This is a genomic window from Pseudoalteromonas sp. P1-7a, assembly GCF_001401855.1.
Taxonomy (GTDB): domain Bacteria; phylum Pseudomonadota; class Gammaproteobacteria; order Enterobacterales; family Alteromonadaceae; genus Pseudoalteromonas.
Genome location: NZ_LKDU01000024.1, coordinates 53527 through 71948, shown reverse-complemented (window position 1 = coordinate 71948; position 18422 = coordinate 53527). Strand labels below are relative to the sequence as shown.

Sequence of the window (18422 nt, the reverse complement as noted above, 5' to 3'; positions counted from 1 at the left end):
TGCCGCTGTATCTGTATTCTATACATCAAACAAAACAGCGCTAAGACGAGCCCGGCCAATGATAGTGTAGTATTTGCTATGTGACTCTCTACCGCTGTGGGCACTACGACATTGCCAGGATTCAAATTAAAGAAACCCGTTACAGCGATGTAACGGGTTTTTTGTTGTCTGGGGTTTATAAATAGCCAATACCCCATGTCGAAGACAGTCTCAGTAATGTCCGCACTTGTACATCCTTGAATCATAACATTCGTATCCTTTTAGAAAGCTTAACAATTTTATGCAAGGTTACGGCACACATCATGCTGAGTGTAATCAGGTTTAATGCCCCGTAAATAATTAACCATTATTGCGAAGCGGTATTACTTAGATATAGAAAATACCACTTTGTAAATAAACATTAAGTTCATGCTTATCTGCTATTTTATTCATGTAACATAACTAGGCGTGCAGAAGTTGTGCGTGTTAAAATCAAATTTTTATAATGCCAAAATAGAGGTGTCAATTGCCCACTGCTGACTACCAAACTGTTCTAGATGAAATAGCGCACGAAGTGCGCCCTTTGTTATCACAAGGTAAGGTTGCAGACTACATTCCTGCACTTGCTGAGATTTCTAGCGAGCAGTTTTCTATTGCTATTTATACCACTGATGGTGAAACCATTTGTGCGGGGGATTGCAGCAAACGTTTCACTATTCAGTCAGTTTCTAAAGTGATGACACTTACAATGGCCCTGCAGCGCTATGGTGATGAGCTATGGCACCGGGTAGGCAAAGAGCCCTCTGGAACCGCGTTTAACTCTCTTACACAGTTAGAGTTCGAAAAAGGCGTACCACGTAATCCTTTCATTAATGCAGGTGCGATTGTGACGTGCGATGCTTTGTACAGTCGATTATCTGCACCTCGCCACTCAATGCTTGAAACGTTTAGGTTACTCTCAGGTAATAGTGCAATAGTGATTGATAAAAAAGTGGCCAATTCTGAGTACGAGTTTAGGCATAGAAATGCGGCAATGGCGCATTTAATGAAATCATTTGGTAATTTTGAGAATGACGTAGATGATGTACTTTGGTCTTACTTTAATTTTTGTGCAATCGAACTTAACTGTATTGAGTTAGCTAGAGCGTATAACTTTTTAGCAAATAAAGGCGTTGATTACAGCTCGGGTAAACGTGTTTTAAGTAGCCGTCAGAATAAACAACTAAATTCGCTTTTATTTACTAGTGGCTTGTATGATGCAGCAGGAGATTTTGGCTACAGAGTAGGTATGCCGGGTAAGTCTGGGGTGTCAGGCACTATATTAGCAGTATTACCGGGTAAGTTTACGGTGGCTGTATATTCACCTGGGCTTAATGAATTTGGTAATTCGGTAGCGGGGATAGCAGCATTAGAGCTGCTATCTAAAAAGCTCGATATTTCGATTTTCTAAAATACCGCAATAGGGAGTACGTATAGCTCCCTATTTATTGGTCCCAATACACTTGCTCTAGGCAGTCTTCGCGCTCTGGTAGGCCACGAGATAAACGTGGCGAGTGTTGTACTAATACCTCGTAGCTCGCGCGGTTAGCGTATTTACTAATTTGTGCAAGAGAAGAATAAGTAATGGCCTTTTGTTCGTGCTTTGCTGAATTGGCGACATTTAATTTATGATAAACGTTTGCTGATAAATCGTGTAACACGGCAGCCAACGCACAATCGCCAGCACCATTGGTATTTTTGATTGAATCAGGCCCACCCATGAATGGCGCAGTGTGGCTATAGGCTTTTATCGGGTTTTCGCAATCGGATTTTTTCATTGCGCGAGAAAATTCATAGCGATTGAAATCGGCAATTGCCCCCGGTAATAGTGGATACTCGGTTGCCCGTTTAAAGCTTTCATCAACATAACCGGCCATAAATAAGCCTTTTTCGCCGGCGGTACAAATAACCAAGTCGACCCAGTCAAGTGCCTTGTCTGCGGCTAATAGTGGGTCTTCAAAGCCAGTAATTGCCAGTCCTTCTTCTTCGTTCATGGCGAGTATATCGACATGCTCGTTTACAAAGTTAGCCCACCAGGTTGGATCTTGTTCAATTAAAAACTTAGTGCCCAGTGTTAAAACTACCGGTACTCCTGCATCGTTAGCGTATTTAACTGCTTGTAGGGTTGCTTCAGTCATTGTTTCATCACCCTGTGTACGCATCAGGTAGGCGCTGATCACAAGGGCAGAAGATTGCTCGATTAAGTGTTTATCGATAGACTCAGGCTTTAAATGATTCATTAAACCAGCACTAATCGCGAATGTACGCTCGCCAGTTTCATCAATTAAGGTAAAGCAACGGCCAATAGGCCCATCTACAGGTTGTAAATAGTCTAAATCAACGCGACTTGATGTGTTACATAAAAAGCGATAGGCATAGCTGCCTATTTTTATGTTTTCACTCATAACACCAAGCAATACTGAGCGATCGTCTGCAAGTACTGAGTAGTTATGCATTGTGTTACCAATGGTGCCACCGGCAAACTCGTAATCAACCATATTGTTTAATTTTAAACGGTCGTATAGGGCGTTGGTAATATCGCTATCAATAACTTGCGACATACCACGGCGAAGTTGAAACTCGTCTAAAAAAGCCTGATCGACTTTGGCTTCAATATCAACAACGATCTGATCGATTCCCGTAATGTAACTACGCTGTAATCGCTCAGTGGCGTTTAGTTGATTAGTAAGTGGATCTTTAGCTTCCACTGGAAAATAATGTTTATGTCTGCGGCGTCCAGGAAATTTCATTTGCTACCTGTGTTGTGAGCTAAATAAAAAAAGCGTGAGATTATAGCGTAAATCACACTCTATGAGCCACGATAAACCACATTATTTTGTTTTATTTTTGCAATAATTTATTCAATTTCGCATTTTAAACAAGCAAATTGATATAATAGCGACAGAAAATTTATTTAAAGTAAGTACTATGAACGATCTTAAAAGCGATGAGTATTGGATGGAGCAAGCATTGGTGTATGCCAATAAAGCGCAGCAATTGGGCGAAATTCCGGTGGGAGCAGTCCTTGTCAAAGACAACACACTTATTGCTGCAGGGTATAATCGTTCAATTACTGATAACGACCCTTCTGCGCACGCTGAAATGATTGCAGTGCGAGAAGGAGGAAGAGCTTTAAATAATTACCGTTTAATTGATTGCACCTTGTACGTTACGTTAGAACCGTGCTCTATGTGTGCTGGGCTGTTAGTGCACAGTAGAATAAAGCGTTTGGTGTATGGTGCGCCCGATGCTAAAACGGGCTCGGCTGGATCTATTATGAACTTATTGCAAGAGCCGAGGCTGAACCATCAGGTAGAAGTATTAGGTGGGGTGCTTGGACAAACCTGTGGTAGTACTATTTCGGCGTTTTTTAAACAACGCCGAGAGCAAATTAAAGCGGCTAAAAAAGCGGCTCGTCAAATTAGTGGCTAGTTAGCAGCCTCTGAGTCTGCTTCTATCATTTGCTGCATAGCAAACATACGACGACGCCAAATAATTTTTTTATGTAAGTTACGTAGCATTATACGACGTCTGGTGGCTGTCGAATGAATAATATTGCGTTTTAGTTTTTGTGTGCGTCTACGTTTTAGCATGTGTTCTCCTAATGCGTGAGAGTGAGAAAGGCACAAGATATATATTAAAAATCAGGTAAATATACTATAAACACACATTAGTGATCATTTCATGACAAGTAAACAGATTTTTAATTTAGTTATCGCAGTGGTTAATCTTGAAGGAAAAATTAGCGCTCATTAAAACGCAAAGTTAAGTGTGTAATGCTCACATTTAATGTTTAACATGCATGAGCAGCCAATTAAAAAATGTAAATATAAACCCTTTACTGAGACTGCTGCGTGTTATTTTCACCTTGCTTACTTTTTTCTTCAGGTGAAAGCGATGGGGTAGGCTCGGTTTTATCGTTGTTTACAGGCTCTTTGCTTGGCTGAGCCGCTTTTTCAACTTTAGGTGTTTCAGGCTCTGGCGCTAAGGCATTATTTTCATCAAGCCAAACAAGTGCATCGTAATATCTGCGAATATTATCAACATATTTTACCGCAACATCGCCACGCGCATAACCGTAACGGGTTTTACGGTAATAACGTTTTTTGATTAAAAGTGGTAAGCGCTTTTTAACATCGGCCCATTTATCAGGGCTGGCCCCTTGTTGTTCGGTAATAATGCGCGCGTCGTTAACATGCCCCCAGCCTACATTATAGGCTGCCAGTGCAAGCCAAGTTCTATCAGGCTGCGGGATTCTATCGGGGATGCGTTTAACAAGCTTAGCTAAGTATTTAGCGCCACCGCGGATGTTTTGCTCTGGCTCTAATCTATTAGTCACGCCCACCTGTTTAGCAGTACTACGTGTAAGCATCATAATGCCTCGTACACCCGTAGGCGATTTAGCACGTGGGTTCCACATAGACTCTTGATAACTAAGTGCGGCAAGTAAGCGCCAGTCTAGGCTGCCCGCATACTGCTCAAACCAAGGTCTGTATGTGGGGAGTGTTTCTTTTATAGCCTCTATGTATGCAAGCGTATTAACGTAGTTGAATTGGCGTACGTGTCCAAAGTACTTTTCTTCAAGCACATACAATTGGTTGCTTTGCTTTACCTCACCAAAAAAAGGCACTAGCAATGCATAAAGTGAGTCATCTTTTGATTTATTCAGTATCCAGGCTATGGGGTCATTTCGGGTAACTGAAAAGCCAATACTTAAATTTGGGTGGTAACGTCTAAATAGTGAAAGCGTGTGTGAGTCGGCGAGGGTGTAGTCTATTTCGCCATCAATAACGGCTTGTAAAAGCTCCTCTTCGTCGAGCTCTTCGGTTTCTTGCCAGGTTAAATCTGGGTTGCTCTTTTTTATTTTTTGTAAGGTTAAAGAGTGGCTACTTTTGGCTATAACGGTAAAGTTTCCATCCAGGTCGTCAAATTCACGTGGGCGAACTCGACCCTGTTTATAAACCAACTTTTGGCTAATTGTTCTGTAAGTGGGGCCATAGCGGTATTGTTGTGCACGTACTTTGTTGTAGGTAAGGCCTGAGGCTATTATATCTAAGTCACCACTTTCAAGGCGCTCAAACATATCGGATAAATTAAAAAACGGCACTATTTCTAGCTCAACACCCAGGTAGTCGGCAAAGGCTTGCGAAAGCTCGTATTCAAAGCCTTGCTCGCCCTGCACTGCTTGGTAGTAGTTGCTGGCACTGGCAAGCGTACCTACACGTATTTTATTTTGTGCTTTAATTTGGGCAAGTTGAGTTTGTTGCTCCTGCATATTACAGGCGCACAACAACATAACTAAAGTGATGATAATTATTAGCTTTTCTTTCAACATTAACCGCCCCATAAAGCTCATACCCCGTTATACCAAAACTTCACTATGGCGTCACTTAGCGTTTAGCTTTTATTGGTAATTTTGCAGCTGTTTATATAAATAAAAAGTTAATTTTCTGAAAAGCGCAATTTGGAGTTAAAACTGAGTGCTACTTAGACTATAATGCCCGCCTAAAATATCGTTCAATCCCTAACCCCGGATGAAATTATCTATGTTGATCCTTCGTGGTGCACCAGCACTTTCAGAGTTCAGAGTTAATAAAATTTTAGCGCGTTGCAAACTATCGCAACTTCCAGTCACCAATGTATATGCCGAGTATGCACATTTTGCCGATTTAACCTCGCCTTTGAGTGTTGATGAGCAAACTAAGCTTGAAAAGCTACTTACTTATGGCCCAACTATTGCCGAGCATACCCCAGCTGGCACACTTATTTTAGTTACACCTCGCCCTGGCACCATTTCACCATGGGCATCTAAAGCAACCGACATAGCACATAACTGTGGTCTTAAACAGGTTCACCGTGTTGAGCGCGGTATTGCTTATTACGTAGAAGGTGAGCTAAGTGCAGAGCAACTTGCGCAGGTAGCGGCTTTATTACACGACCGTATGACTGAGGCAACGCATAGCGAGCTTGCTTCGGCAGCACAATTATTCCGTAACGACTCGCCTCGTGAAATGTCATCAGTTGACATTTTAGGTGGTGGACGCGAAGCATTAGCTGCTGCAAACGTTGAACAAGGTTTTGCGCTTGCTGATGACGAGATTGACTACCTAGTAGAAAACTTTAAAAAGTTAGGCCGTAACCCTAACGACATAGAGTTATTTATGTTTGCCCAAGCAAACTCAGAGCATTGTCGTCATAAAATATTTAACGCTGATTGGACAATTGATGGTATTGAGCAGCCTAAATCACTGTTTAAAATGATCAAAAATACATTTGAGCACAACCCTGAAAATGTACTGTCGGCGTACAAAGATAACGCAGCAGTAATGAAGGGCTCAAAAGCGGGTCGCTTTTTCCCGAATGCGCAAGGTGAATATGCGTATCATCAAGAAGACATAGAAATTTTAATGAAGGTAGAAACCCATAACCACCCAACAGCGATTGCACCATTTTCTGGTGCGGCTACAGGCTCGGGTGGTGAAATTCGTGATGAAGGCGCAACGGGCCGCGGCTCTAAGCCAAAAGCGGGTTTAGTTGGTTTTACGGTTTCTAACTTACGTATTCCGGGTTACGAGCAACCGTGGGAGAGCGACTTTGGAAAGCCTAACCGTATCGTAAATGCCCTTGATATTATGATGGACGGTCCTTTAGGTGGCGCGGCATTTAATAACGAGTTTGGCCGTCCTAACTTATTAGGGTACTTCCGTACCTACGAAGAAAAAGTAACAAGCCACAACGGTGAAGAGGTGCGCGGTTACCACAAGCCTATTATGCTTGCCGGTGGTTTAGGTAATATTCGTGCTGATCATGTGCAAAAAGGGGATATTCCAGTAGGTGCAAAACTTATTGCACTAGGTGGCCCTGCAATGAATATTGGCTTAGGCGGCGGTGCTGCATCAAGCATGGCATCGGGTCAATCTAACGAAGACTTAGATTTTGCATCTGTACAGCGTGAAAACCCAGAGATGGAACGCCGTTGCCAAGAAGTGATTGATAAGTGTTGGCAACTAGGGGATAAAAACCCAATTGCCTTTATTCACGATGTAGGCGCCGGTGGCTTATCTAATGCATTCCCTGAGCTTGTAGATGATGGTGGCCGTGGTGGTAAATTCCAACTACGTGATATTCCTAACGATGAGCCGGGCATGGCCCCTCACGAAATTTGGTGTAACGAATCGCAAGAACGTTATGTACTGGCTGTTGCTGTCGAAGACTTTGATCGCTTTGAAGCCATTTGTAAGCGCGAACGTGCGCAGTATGCAGTAATAGGTGAGGCCACAGAAGAGCGCCACTTAACTGTTGCCGACAGTCACTTTGATAACAGCCCTGTTGATTTACCGCTTGATGTATTACTAGGTAAAGCACCTAAAATGCATCGTGATGTAACTTCAAAGCAAGTTACCGGCAAGGCAATTGATGCAGAGTCAATTGATATAGCACAGGCGGCTCAGCGTTTATTACGCTTACCGACAATTGCAGAAAAAACATTCTTAATTACCATTGGCGATCGCTCGGTTACCGGTTTAGTAGCACGGGATCAAATGGTGGGTCCTTGGCAAGTACCTGTGGCTAACTGTGCAGTTACCGCAGCAACGTACGACACTTACCACGGTGAAGCGATGTCACTGGGTGAGCGCACGCCGGCTGCACTATTAAACTACGGTGCATCGGCACGTTTAGCTGTGGCAGAGTCACTAACCAATATTGCCTGTGCCAACATTGGCAGCCTTGAGAACATTAAGCTTTCTGCTAACTGGATGGCTGCAGCCGGTCACCCAGGTGAAGACGCAGGCCTTTATGAAGCCGTAAAAGCGGTAGGCGAAGAGCTTTGTCCAGCGCTTGGTTTAACTATACCTGTAGGTAAAGACTCTATGTCGATGAAAACGACATGGAAAAACGAGGATGATGCAACTGAGCAATCGGTAACGTCGCCCTTGTCACTTATTATTACTGCCTTTGGCCGTGTTGACGACGTGCGTAAAACAGTGACTCCGCAGTTACGTACTGATAAAGGCGATACATCGCTTATTTTAGTTGACTTAGGTACAGGTAAAAACCGAATGGGTGCATCAAGCCTTGCACAAGTTTACAAGCAGCTTGGTGATGTTACGCCAGATGTTGACAGCCCTGAGCTACTTAAAGGCTTTTTCAATGCCATGCAAGCACTTGTCGCGGATAGCAAGCTACTTGCTTATCATGACCGCTCAGACGGTGGTTTATTTACTACCATAACTGAAATGGCATTTGCAGGGCACACCGGAGTGACTGTTGATTTAGCTGGTTTAACAGGGACAGACCTAGAAGCACTATATAACGAAGAGCTTGGCGCGGTAATTCAAGTTGCTAACAGCGATTTAGAGGCCGTAAATGCTGTATTTGAGCAACATGGTGTGGCTGCAATTAGCCACGTGATTGGCTCGCTTAATAGTGACGACAGCATTGTGTTTAACCGTGGTGAGCAAACAGTGCTTAATCATACTCGTACTGAGCTTCGTACAATTTGGGCCGAAACAACGTACCAAATGCAAGCACGTCGTGATAACCCTGATTGTGCAAAGCAGGAGTTTGATGCCAAGTTTGATGCAAAAGATCCAGGCTTAAACGTAAAACTTAACTTTGATTTAAACGAAGATATAGCAGCACCTTACATTGCAACGGGCGCTAAGCCGCAAATGGCTATTTTACGTGAGCAAGGCGTTAACTCGCATTTAGAAATGGCTGCTGCGTTTAACCGTGCTGGTTTTGCCGCTGTTGATGTACACATGAGCGATATCCTCGAAGGACGTTTAACCCTTGAGCAATTTAAAGGCTTAGTGGCATGTGGCGGTTTCTCTTACGGTGACGTATTAGGTGCCGGTGAAGGCTGGGCTAAGTCTATATTGTTTAACGATATGGCACGCGATCAGTTTAAAAACTTCTTCCACCGTGAAGACACCTTTAGCTTAGGTGTGTGTAATGGTTGTCAAATGTTATCAACGTTGAAAGAGTTAATTCCGGGGACTGAGCATTGGCCACGTTTTGTAACAAATAAGTCAGAGCGTTTTGAAGCACGCTTTAGCTTAGTTGAAATACAAGAAAGCCCGTCAGTGTTCTTCAGTGGTATGGCTGGGTCGCGTATGCCAATTGCTGTATCACATGGTGAAGGCCATGCTGAGTTTGCAAATGATGCTGCCACTCAAGCTGCGCTTGACAGCGGCACTGTTGCGGTTAAATTTGTAGATAACTACGGTAACCCGACAATGCAATACCCGGCTAACCCAAATGGTTCACCAGAAGGTATTACCGGTATTACCTCTACTGATGGCCGTGCCACTGTAATGATGCCGCACCCTGAGCGTGTATTCCGCACTGTTGCTAACTCGTGGCACCCAGATGAGTGGAAAGAGGATAGCCCGTGGATGCGTATGTTCCGCAATGCACGTAAAAATGTAGGTTAAAAACGACATATACAAGTTAGATTCATAATCTAGCTGTACAATAAAAAAGGCTGCACTGTGCAGCCTTTTTTGATTGCGTAGATTTAAAATTACGATAGTTTGTAAGGTATGAATAAAAGCTTATAAGGATAGTATGTTAAAGCGCGTTAGTTTAATTATAGGTGCTGTATTGCTAAGTATAGTTTTGCTTGGCTATGTATTTCGTTTGCCACTATTGCAATGGGCTGTAGCACCTGCGCTTGAAAAAGCAGGCGTTACTTTAAGTTGTCTAGACTTTTCGCTTACGAGTGAATTAAATGTGCACGTACAAAAAGCGTGTTTAAGTTATCAAAATCAAGAGCTTGTTGTTACAAGCATTACCGCAAATACTCGCCATGTTGAAATTAAGCAAGCGGCGCTTAATGTCAATCCGTTTCCACAAAGTGATAAAGAAAGCAGCCCTGCAACAATTTTAGATTTAGCCCTTCCTGAAAAAAGGCCAACAATTACAGTTGAGCAACTAAGTATAAACAGTGCGCTTTTAAAGCGCCCGCTTGTGCTAAATATTACCGAGCCTAAGCTTAACCACTTTGTAGTCAATGGTGATTTAAACGCAAGTGCAACGCTTTACAATAATAAGGTACAAGGGCAGCTTAAAGTTAATGATGAATTACTTAAACAGTTACTTAAAACCGATAACGCGTTATTAAATGGGCTTAGCTTTGATTCAGCGCAGGCATTTAGCTTTAACGGAGTAGAGGTAAGCCTTACTGGTGAATTACAAGCCCAGTATGACTATAAAATACAAAGCTGCGATATAACAAACAGCTCAAAAGGTGTGCTAGGTGCTACCTATCATTTAAATAACCAAAACCTTGAGCTTGACCCAAGCACGCTTAAAAACAATGTAAAACTTAGTAATAACTGCCAAACTCTTATTCCTGAAAGTGCCTACAAGTCATTTGCTGTAAAGCAGCTACCACTTAATTGGCAATGGGCTTTAGCTAAACCAATTAGTGCTGAACATAACACTCTATCTTTACCATTAATAACCCTCAAAAGCGCAGAGCAAGCCAAGCAAAATATAGATATAACGTTTACAGATACGTTTATAAATACGGCTGCGCCATTACAAAGTGCGCGCACGCAGCTTAAAGCGCAGCTACACACTGATGATATAAAGGCTGTAGTGCTAAATACGCAGCTTGAAAACGAACAACTAAGTGGCAATTACGATATTGCGCTTACCGCTTTGCCTGAATTTTTACCGGCTGAGGCTAATAATGTAAAAGCTGCAGGGGATTTTACAGTTACTAAGCTTATTGACTTTAAGCCCGTAGGTAACGCACGTATTGAACTTAGCTTTGATAGCGCAGCTGCTTATGGCAATGCTCTTACCGGGTACACAGGTAACCTTAAAGCAAGCATGAATGAAAAGCTCGATGCAAAAGTAACGCTTAAAAGTAAGCTTAATAGCGTGCAATACAACGAATTTAAACTTACCGGTATTAATAACACCCTTAGTGCCAGGGCAAACTTAGGTGTGGGAGAGTTATTTGCTCACTTAAATGCAAGCACTCAAATAAACACACTGACAAGCCCAAATGTCGATTTAAATACAATAAACGTAACGTCAACAGGGCTGCAAAGTCGCGCGCTTAAAGCGTCGCATCATGTACTTATAAATGGTGTTGAGCTGGTGGCTAATCACCATGTTTCAAAAGTAGCGCATCCGTTTGAAGTGATTATACCGCAGCAAAGTGTGCTTTCGTTAAATTCGATTATTAGCCAATTTGAGCCATTAGCTCAACTCACTCAAGGCGAGTTTGGCGGGCGTATTAGTGGCGATGTTAATTTACAAAAAGCCGATTTTAATTTAACTGTTGGTGATACCAGCGCGCTTTACAACGATTACTTAGCTAATCAGTTTAGTACGCAATTTAGTGGGCAGTACGATTCAGGGCAGCTTAATGTTGCCCCTACTACCTTTAACGTTAATGAATTAAGAGCGGGCGTGGTAGTTAATAATATTAATGGCAAAATAGAAGTGGTAAATAATAGTGCGCAAGCCTTTAATTTAGTTGGCAATGTGTTTGGTGGGGTATTTGAATTAGATAAATACTCGCTTTTAAAACCGCAGCAAACAGCATATGTTACGTTTGAAAATGTTGATGCTAGTAAATTAATAACGCTTGACGATAAGTCGGGTATTACCCTCACTGGTAGGTTAAAAGGGTCGTTGCCATTTTATTTTGATGAAACAGGGGTTGAGGTAAAAAATGGTAGCCTAGTCAACCAAAGCCAAGGTAAGCTTATTATTAGTAATAACGAAGCGTTTGACGCCGTTATGCGTCAGCAACAAGAGTTACAACCTGTACTTGGCTTACTCAAAAATCTTGATATACAAAAGCTTAACAGTACAGTGGTGCTTAAAAGTGATGGCTGGTTAAACTTAGGTGTTAACTTACAAGGTTTTAATGAGCCAGAGCAGCAGCAAGTTAACTTTAATTATAACCACGAAGAAAACGTGTTTACGTTACTAAGAGCGCTTAGGCTGAGCGACGAAATAACACAAAAAGTTGAGCAGCAATATTCTCAAAAAGGAAACTAATGATGAAAAATTCGTTAAGCATTAAGGCAATCATTGCCCTTGCTGCTATTAGCGCATTGAGCGCATGTACACACAGAGTAGAAGTAGCAGCTAAAGAGCCAATAACTATCAACCTTAATGTAAAAGTAGATCATGAAATTCGTGTAAAGGTGGATAAAGAACTCGATACCCTGTTCAGTGACGACAGCGAATTATTTTAGGAGCTAAATGATGACTATAAAAAATAAATTAAGTATTGCCACTTTAATTGGTGCAGTGTGTATGTCGTTTTCGGCGTGGGCGATTAGTTTAGATGATGCTAAAAATCAAGGCTTAGTGGGTGAAGATAGCTCAGGTTACTTAGGGCTTGTTGTGCAAAACAGCGAGGCAAAAGCAGTGGTTGAGGAAATTAATGCTAAACGCAAAGCACAGTATTTAAAGCTGGCTAAAAAGAACGACTTATCACTGGCACAAGTCGAAGCACTCGCTGCAGCTAAAACAATCGAAAAGACCAAAAGTGGCCACTATATTGAAGTGAATGGGAACTGGGTTAAAAAGTAGTATTGAATTTGTTACTTTAAAACCGAGCGTTTAGGCGCTCGTTTTTTTTATGTTTGCTAAAAGTTGCTGCCAAAAGTCGATGCCTTTTCGCCTTGCAAGCTTTATATTGTGTTCTGGTATAGATTCAGGCTCATTATAGTTATCAAGCGCTTCGCTCATACTCAGTTCGCGTATTAAATGCAGTGTAGGGTAGGGGGCTCGGTTGGTGTAATTTGCCGCATCATCTTCATCGCTGTCGGCAAACACGTAGTCAGGGTGAAAATTAGCAATTTGGTATTTACCTTCAAACCCTTGCGCTACCAGTAAGGCATTGGCTAAATCGACTAAATCTAAAAAGTCTTCAAAATCGCTAAAGCCGTTATCAAACAGTATTAATGTGGTTTCACGCTCGGGGTTTTGATCAAGCTGCACACACTGCTCTAGCATGTCCATGACAGCGTCATCAATTTTATCTGCTGGGCTAAGCACATAATGAATACAGTTGTTTTCTACTTCTTTGCGGGCAAATGGGCAAAAGTTATATTTTACAATAACAGATGATACCCACTCGCGGGTTTGGGCAATTGCTTGATGAGTCATGCTTTTGGCTCTAAAGACTGATTTATAATGGTTAATGTTTTTTCAATGGCGCCTTGGTTTTTTACTACACATTGCTGCGCTTTAATTCCTAAGCTTTGGCACGCTTTGGTGTTTTGGCTTAAATTAATTAATTGTTTAGCAAGCTCATCGGTATTTTCAACAACGACAGCCCCTTTAAGTTTAATTAGCTCAGGGTAGATATGATCAAAATTATACGTATGTGGGCCTGTAATAACACCAACTGAAAAAGCAGCAGCTTCAAGTGGGTTATGCCCGCCGCGGCGAATTAAACTGCCGCCTATGTAACTTACATTCGCTGCGCCATATAAACACTGTAGCTCGCCCAATGTATCAGCTAATAGTACTTGCTCGTTTTGATAGTTATTGTTGCTGCGACGACTAAAGCTAAGTGGGCTTTGAGCTAACGTGTCGGCTACTTTATCAAACTGCTCAGGGTGGCGCGGTGCAATAACTAAAAGTGTATTAGGGTATTTTTTTAATAGCTGCTGATGGGCGTTTAATATCATCTCGTGTTCAAGCGGGTGAGTAGAGCCTGCCACCCATACAAAACGTTCATTGGTTTTATACTCGGCTTTAAGATTTGCCACTTTAGTTAGTTGTTCGTCGCTTGGCGTAATGTCGAACTTTATTGAGCCTGTAACATGGCTTTTTGAAGAAGGTAAACCAAGTTCAATAAACCGCTTCGCATCATTTATATTATGGCTTGCGAGCACTGAAATTGAACGCATAATTATATGCGTTAACCCAGCCACCTTTTGATACCCTTGCTGCGACTTTTCGCTTAGTCGAGCATTAAGCACTAATACTGGAATATTCTTTTTATGGCTTATTGCCATTAAGTTAGGCCACAGCTCAGTTTCTAAAATACACAGTGCTTGTGGGTTTATCCGCTTTAAAAATCGAGCACTCGAACCTGCAAAGTCTATAGGTAAATAACAAGATGCCACGGTATGTTTAAATTGTTTGCTAATTTGCGCACGCCCGGTAGGGGTATTGCAGGTAATAAGTATATTAAGCTGCGGGTGTTGTTTTTGCAGTGCTTTAATAAGTGGCGCTGCAGCAAGGACCTCACCTACAGAAGCGCAGTGGAATACAACCGGTTTAGCGCTATTATTAAATAAGTGTTTGCTAATAAAACCAAAGCGCTCTTTAAAGTGCGCACGGTAGCCTTTATTTTTTTTACCTCTTAGTACATATAAGTAAAATACAATCAGTGGGCTAATTAAAATTAAAGCGAGTGAGTAAAAAATACGTGCCATACTGAACTTTTATTAAGGTAAGTGGCGCTAGTTTAACGCGAAAGTGATAATTTCTGAACATGTGAAGCACGAAATTATAATTCAGTTCAGCTATATTCCCATAAAATACACACAACTAAATAAAACTATGGAATAATGGATTTAATTTTTTCCTGCCATTTCAGTTCCTAGAGGAATTTTTCATGTCAATTATCGATTCTGTGGCAACAAGCTACGTTGAAAGTTTAAACCGTCATCAAGCCTTATTTGAAACGATGGAGGCTTATCATCAAGAGTCTATGCAATTATTAGAAGCGTGCCACAGTGCATTGCAAGCTGGTGGTAAGGTTATTTGGTTTGGTAACGGTGGCAGTGCAGCTGATGCGCAGCATTTAGCAGCTGAGTTTGTAGTGCGTTATAAATTAGAGCGTGGCCCATTAGCTTCTATCGCACTCACTACAGATACCTCAATCCTGACTGCGCACAGTAACGATTACCACTTTGATACGGTATTTGAGCGCCAAGTTCAGGCTTTATGTAAACCTGAGGATTTAGTGATTGGTTTAACAACCTCAGGTACCAGCGCCAATATTAATCTAGCGCTTGAAGCAGCCAACAAAATTGGTGCATTTACAGTTGCCTTAACCGGACGCGAGGGCGGTAAAGTAAAAGACATTGCTAAATTGCCCATTATTATAAAAAATGATGAAACAGCCCGTATCCAAGAGGCACATATGTTTATTGGTCATTGGTTGTGTGAAGCCATCGATATGGTTGTTGCGGAGCAGCAGTAATGGATTTATCGCTATTAAAAAACTTATCTAAAGCGCGTATTTTAGTTGTGGGCGATGTTATGCTAGACCGTTACTGGTATGGCGATACAGGACGTATTTCGCCTGAGGCTCCGGTACCGGTTGTAAAAGTAAGTAAGTTTGAAGATAAAGCAGGTGGCGCTGCCAATGTGGCAAAAAACATTGCTAGACTTGATGCAAAAGTAGGGCTACTTGGTTTAATTGGTGAAGATGAAAGCGGGCAAATTTTAGAAACCATTTTAAAAGGTGAGAAAATAAGTTCTCAACTTGTGAGTGTTTGTGATTTACCGACTATTTCTAAAATGCGTGTTATTAGCCGCCATCAACAACTTGTGCGCCTAGATTTAGAAGAAACCTTTAGCGAGCAGCATAGCCAGCTGTTATTAAACCGCTTAGAGCTAGTACTTGATGAATACGACTTTGTGGTATTTTCTGATTACAGCAAAGGCTCGTTAAGCTTAATTAAGGAGATGGTGAGCGTTGCTAAAGCCGCAGGTAAAACTGTACTGATTGACCCTAAGTCGCCCGATTTACACTTATACGAAGGCGCAGACTACATTACCCCAAATTTACACGAGTTCAATTTAGCAGGTGGTAAAACAGGCTCTGAAGAAATTTTAGCGCAAAGCGCCCGTGAACTAATTAGCAAAAATGGTATTAAATCCATGCTACTTACACGCTCAGAGCAGGGAATGTCATTAATTAATGCCGATGAAAAACATGACTTTGCGGCCCAGCAGTTAGAAGTAAGCGATGTAACTGGCGCAGGCGATACTGTTATAGCCACGCTTGCCGTGATGCTCGGTGCAGGTATGGCCCCCAAAGATGCGGTAGAAATTGCTAACTTAGCGGCAGGCATTGTAGTAAGTAAATTGGGTGCGGCAACAGTGTCACCAGAAGAGCTAAGCCAAAAGCTTGGCCAATACTTACACACCAATGGCGAGCACTACCAAACGCCGTTTGACGATGTACTGCAACATATTGAATTTGCTAAGCAAAACGGCGAAACGATAGTGTTTACCAATGGCTGTTTTGATATTTTACACGCAGGCCACGTACGCTATTTAGCACAAGCCAAAGCGCGCGGGGATAGGCTCGTTGTGGGGCTAAACAATGATGATTCAATTACGCGTTTAAAAGGCCCTGAACGCCCGATAAACCCACTTGATGAGCGAGCAATGGTGTTAAGTGCACTTGCCTCTGTTGATTGGGTCATTCCCTTTGGCAGCGAGGATGAAAAAGACACACCGGCTAAATTAATCGAGCAAATAAGCCCCGATATTTTAGTTAAAGGGGGGGATTACACTGTAGAGCAAATAGCAGGGGCTGATCATGTGCTACGCCATGGCGGTAAAGTAGAAGTGCTGACATTTTTAGATGGTTGTTCTACATCTAAAGTAATTAGAAAAATTAAGCAATAACATTTGCTTAGCGAACAAAAAAGGGTTGAAAACTGCGTTTTCAACCCTTTTTTGTTCTAAATACTAACTTCTAAATGCTATTTTTAAATATAGGGTTTAAAAGTTATATTCGTATTTAGCAAACGCTGAGGTGTCGTTTTCAGCGCCATCATTGTTTGATGCAAAAGCACCGAGCGTTAAGCGCCCACCCATTGCAAGTTGTCTGTAACGAAGCTCAACTTGTTTTGAGTTATAACCAGTTTTGGTAATTGTATTACCTAAGTCTGGGTTGTTAGGGTAGCGATCGCGATTATCGCTGTTGTAATCAACGCTACGCAGCTTTACTTGCCAGTCATCGCCATTTGAAAGTTGGCCAAGTAGTGTTAACACGACTGACTGTGCATCGTTATCATAGGTTGAGCCAATAGTGCGACCATGGTAACGATAGCCCGAATTATAATCTGAGTGTTCGTAGTAGCAGTTTTCATTGGTTGACTCGGCCGAGCACGATACACCTGTGTCTATGTATTCAACGTTAACGAGCACATTTTGATTGTAAATGCGCTGCGTAGTTTGTACGCCAAATAAGTATGCTCTGTCGGCTGGTTTAAATTGCGAGCTGGCATCTTCGCCAATTGTACTTGCGTAAATGGCATAAGGATGACTAAATAAAGTGTCAGACCAACGCACATCTATGCCAGCAAGCTGATTACCGATTTTAGACTCTAGGGAACTATCGCAATTTTCATTGCCATCAATACAATTTGTTTGCCCAGTAATTACATCAATAAAATCACCTGCCGAGCTTGGTTGGCCTTCGCCAGCCCACTGTGCAGACCAACTTAAAGCAACTTCAAGCTGTTGAATTGGGCGAAAGTTAACACGGCTACTCCAAAGTAATGCATCAGGAATAACGCGGGTTGATTCTAGCTTTGCCATTTGCGCGGTAAAGCTCCATTGGCCAAGCCAACTTAACCAAGGCGTTTCAAACGCTGTGCTTTGCTCACGGGTTACACTCAGTGCTGGCAGTGGCTTTGCATTACCTGACATAATTAAGCTGTTATCAACACCCGGGCCCCAAAACTGCTCTACGGCACCGGCTCTAAAAATCCAATTGCCTAAGCGGTAGGCTAAGTAGCTATCGTCAAATGAGGTATCGTTACACTCTTCAAGCGCCTGTTCGTTAGTGGCTATATCATTGGTCGTTTTGCCATCAACTAAGCATTGTTTACCATCGTTTCGGTAATTAACGGCTACCTTTGCTGCAAAATTATCGCCAAGGTAAGCGTAGGCCGCAGAAAGCTCAGACTCCTGTGTGTTGGTTGCTCCAAAGCTGGTGGCTATAATTGGGTCTGATGCAGCAAACGCTGAGAGTTGTACACTGTGCGAGCTACTGTTTTCTGACTTATAACGATGTTTTACACGAAGTAATGCATCTTGCAGGCTAGGAGATAAAAGTTCAAGCTTGCTCGATTCTAACTCCCCAATAAAACTTTTCCACATTAGCGGGTAGGTGTTTACAGGCGCTAAAATAACACCGGCATCAGCCAGCTGTTGTATATCGGCTCTGAGTCCGTAATCGTCTGGCTTTACCCAGGGCTCTGCCGTTACTGATGCGCTCATAGCGCAAAAAAGAGAAGAAAGTAGAAAAATTCTGTTTCGCAAAGTTCAGATCCTTGTGATTAAGATTGCGGCTAAGTTTACCAATCTAGCAAGGCTATTGCAGTAAATAATCTATTTTATGGCGTTAAATTTGTGTATAAAAATGTAACCTAGCTATCGTAAAA

The 18422-nt window shown here is 42.2% G+C and carries 14 protein-coding genes; 8 read left to right on the top strand and 6 right to left on the bottom strand.

The window, feature by feature from the left end; genetic code table 11:
- Positions 1 to 505 precede the first annotated feature (505 nt).
- Positions 506 to 1429: a glutaminase B gene (glsB, locus tag AN389_RS14460; protein WP_055014878.1), complete on the top strand. Its 924-nt coding sequence runs from the start codon at positions 506 to 508 to the stop codon at positions 1427 to 1429.
- Between the two features lie 34 nt (positions 1430 to 1463).
- Here the strand turns inward: glsB and AN389_RS14455 are convergent, their stop codons facing one another.
- Positions 1464 to 2768: an inosine/guanosine kinase gene (locus AN389_RS14455; RefSeq protein ID WP_055017621.1), complete on the bottom strand. Its 1305-nt coding sequence runs from the start codon at positions 2766 to 2768 to the stop codon at positions 1464 to 1466.
- Positions 2769 to 2946: 178 nt separating this feature from the next.
- Here AN389_RS14455 and tadA point away from each other — a divergent pair, with 178 nt between their 5' ends.
- On the top strand, positions 2947 to 3450 hold the full coding sequence (tadA, locus tag AN389_RS14450; protein WP_055014880.1) for a tRNA adenosine(34) deaminase TadA: 504 nt from the start codon (positions 2947 to 2949) through the stop codon (positions 3448 to 3450).
- On the opposite strand, the gene AN389_RS20565 is transcribed toward tadA, so the two are convergent.
- Positions 3447 to 3611 carry a hypothetical protein gene (locus tag AN389_RS20565; protein ID WP_162838352.1) on the bottom strand — a complete coding sequence of 55 codons (165 nt, stop codon included), beginning with the start codon at positions 3609 to 3611 and terminating at the stop codon, positions 3447 to 3449. The genes tadA and AN389_RS20565 overlap by 4 nt on opposite strands.
- Positions 3612 to 3856: 245 nt before the next feature.
- The gene (gene mltF, locus AN389_RS14445) at positions 3857 to 5353 is read right to left on the bottom strand and encodes a membrane-bound lytic murein transglycosylase MltF (protein WP_055014881.1); all 1497 of its coding nucleotides are present in this window, start codon (positions 5351 to 5353) and stop codon (positions 3857 to 3859) included.
- Between the two features lie 211 nt (positions 5354 to 5564).
- Between mltF and purL the strand changes: the two genes are divergently transcribed.
- From purL to AN389_RS14425, 4 genes are all read left to right on the top strand, one after another.
- Complete coding sequence (gene purL / locus AN389_RS14440; protein ID WP_055020119.1) at positions 5565 to 9455, top strand: phosphoribosylformylglycinamidine synthase; 3891 nt, start codon at positions 5565 to 5567, stop codon at positions 9453 to 9455.
- A gap of 133 nt (positions 9456 to 9588) precedes the next feature.
- Positions 9589 to 12045 carry a YdbH domain-containing protein gene (locus tag AN389_RS14435; protein WP_055020118.1) on the top strand — a complete coding sequence of 819 codons (2457 nt, stop codon included), beginning with the start codon at positions 9589 to 9591 and terminating at the stop codon, positions 12043 to 12045.
- A 2-nt stretch (positions 12046 to 12047) separates the two neighbouring features.
- Positions 12048 to 12245 carry a YnbE family lipoprotein gene (locus tag AN389_RS14430; RefSeq protein ID WP_010556932.1) on the top strand — a complete coding sequence of 66 codons (198 nt, stop codon included), beginning with the start codon at positions 12048 to 12050 and terminating at the stop codon, positions 12243 to 12245.
- Between the two features lie 10 nt (positions 12246 to 12255).
- Positions 12256 to 12585, top strand: coding sequence for a YdbL family protein (locus tag AN389_RS14425; RefSeq protein ID WP_055014884.1), 330 nt, complete (start codon positions 12256 to 12258; stop codon positions 12583 to 12585).
- Positions 12586 to 12615: 30 nt separating this feature from the next.
- On the opposite strand, the gene AN389_RS14420 is transcribed toward AN389_RS14425, so the two are convergent.
- Both AN389_RS14420 and waaA read right to left on the bottom strand, forming a co-directional pair.
- Positions 12616 to 13164, bottom strand: a complete 549-nt coding sequence (locus tag AN389_RS14420; RefSeq protein WP_055020117.1) for a DUF1415 domain-containing protein — start codon at positions 13162 to 13164, stop codon at positions 12616 to 12618.
- Positions 13161 to 14444, bottom strand: coding sequence for a lipid IV(A) 3-deoxy-D-manno-octulosonic acid transferase (gene waaA, locus AN389_RS14415; protein WP_055020116.1), 1284 nt, complete (start codon positions 14442 to 14444; stop codon positions 13161 to 13163). Before waaA ends, AN389_RS14420 begins: the two co-directional genes overlap by 4 nt.
- Before the next feature lie 182 nt (positions 14445 to 14626).
- On the opposite strand from waaA, the gene AN389_RS14410 reads away from it, so the two are divergent.
- Together AN389_RS14410 and hldE are read left to right on the top strand one after the other, a co-directional pair.
- Positions 14627 to 15217: an SIS domain-containing protein gene (locus tag AN389_RS14410; RefSeq protein WP_055014887.1), complete on the top strand. Its 591-nt coding sequence runs from the start codon at positions 14627 to 14629 to the stop codon at positions 15215 to 15217.
- On the top strand, positions 15217 to 16656 hold the full coding sequence (gene hldE / locus AN389_RS14405; protein ID WP_055014888.1) for a bifunctional D-glycero-beta-D-manno-heptose-7-phosphate kinase/D-glycero-beta-D-manno-heptose 1-phosphate adenylyltransferase HldE: 1440 nt from the start codon (positions 15217 to 15219) through the stop codon (positions 16654 to 16656). The genes AN389_RS14410 and hldE overlap by 1 nt, the downstream gene beginning before the upstream one ends.
- A gap of 96 nt (positions 16657 to 16752) precedes the next feature.
- Here the strand turns inward: hldE and AN389_RS14400 are convergent, their stop codons facing one another.
- On the bottom strand, positions 16753 to 18258 hold the full coding sequence (locus AN389_RS14400) for a capsule assembly Wzi family protein (protein ID WP_055020115.1): 1506 nt from the start codon (positions 18256 to 18258) through the stop codon (positions 16753 to 16755).
- Positions 18259 to 18422: the final 164 nt, after the last annotated feature.

Excerpts from the sequence above, each read along its gene's own strand:
- AN389_RS14455 (WP_055017621.1), bottom strand. The coding sequence starts at position 2,768 with ATGAAATTTCCTGGACGCCGCAGACATAAACATTATTTTCCAGTGGAA.
- tadA (WP_055014880.1), top strand. The coding sequence starts at position 2,947 with ATGAACGATCTTAAAAGCGATGAGTATTGGATGGAGCAAGCATTGGTG.
- AN389_RS20565 (WP_162838352.1), bottom strand. The coding sequence starts at position 3,611 with ATGCTAAAACGTAGACGCACACAAAAACTAAAACGCAATATTATTCAT.
- mltF (WP_055014881.1), bottom strand. The coding sequence starts at position 5,353 with ATGTTGAAAGAAAAGCTAATAATTATCATCACTTTAGTTATGTTGTTG.
- purL (WP_055020119.1), top strand. The coding sequence starts at position 5,565 with ATGTTGATCCTTCGTGGTGCACCAGCACTTTCAGAGTTCAGAGTTAAT.
- AN389_RS14435 (WP_055020118.1), top strand. The coding sequence starts at position 9,589 with ATGTTAAAGCGCGTTAGTTTAATTATAGGTGCTGTATTGCTAAGTATA.
- AN389_RS14430 (WP_010556932.1), top strand. The coding sequence starts at position 12,048 with ATGAAAAATTCGTTAAGCATTAAGGCAATCATTGCCCTTGCTGCTATT.
- AN389_RS14425 (WP_055014884.1), top strand. The coding sequence starts at position 12,256 with ATGACTATAAAAAATAAATTAAGTATTGCCACTTTAATTGGTGCAGTG.
- AN389_RS14420 (WP_055020117.1), bottom strand. The coding sequence starts at position 13,164 with ATGACTCATCAAGCAATTGCCCAAACCCGCGAGTGGGTATCATCTGTT.
- waaA (WP_055020116.1), bottom strand. The coding sequence starts at position 14,444 with ATGGCACGTATTTTTTACTCACTCGCTTTAATTTTAATTAGCCCACTG.
- AN389_RS14410 (WP_055014887.1), top strand. The coding sequence starts at position 14,627 with ATGTCAATTATCGATTCTGTGGCAACAAGCTACGTTGAAAGTTTAAAC.
- hldE (WP_055014888.1), top strand. The coding sequence starts at position 15,217 with ATGGATTTATCGCTATTAAAAAACTTATCTAAAGCGCGTATTTTAGTT.
- AN389_RS14400 (WP_055020115.1), bottom strand. The coding sequence starts at position 18,258 with ATGAGCGCATCAGTAACGGCAGAGCCCTGGGTAAAGCCAGACGATTAC.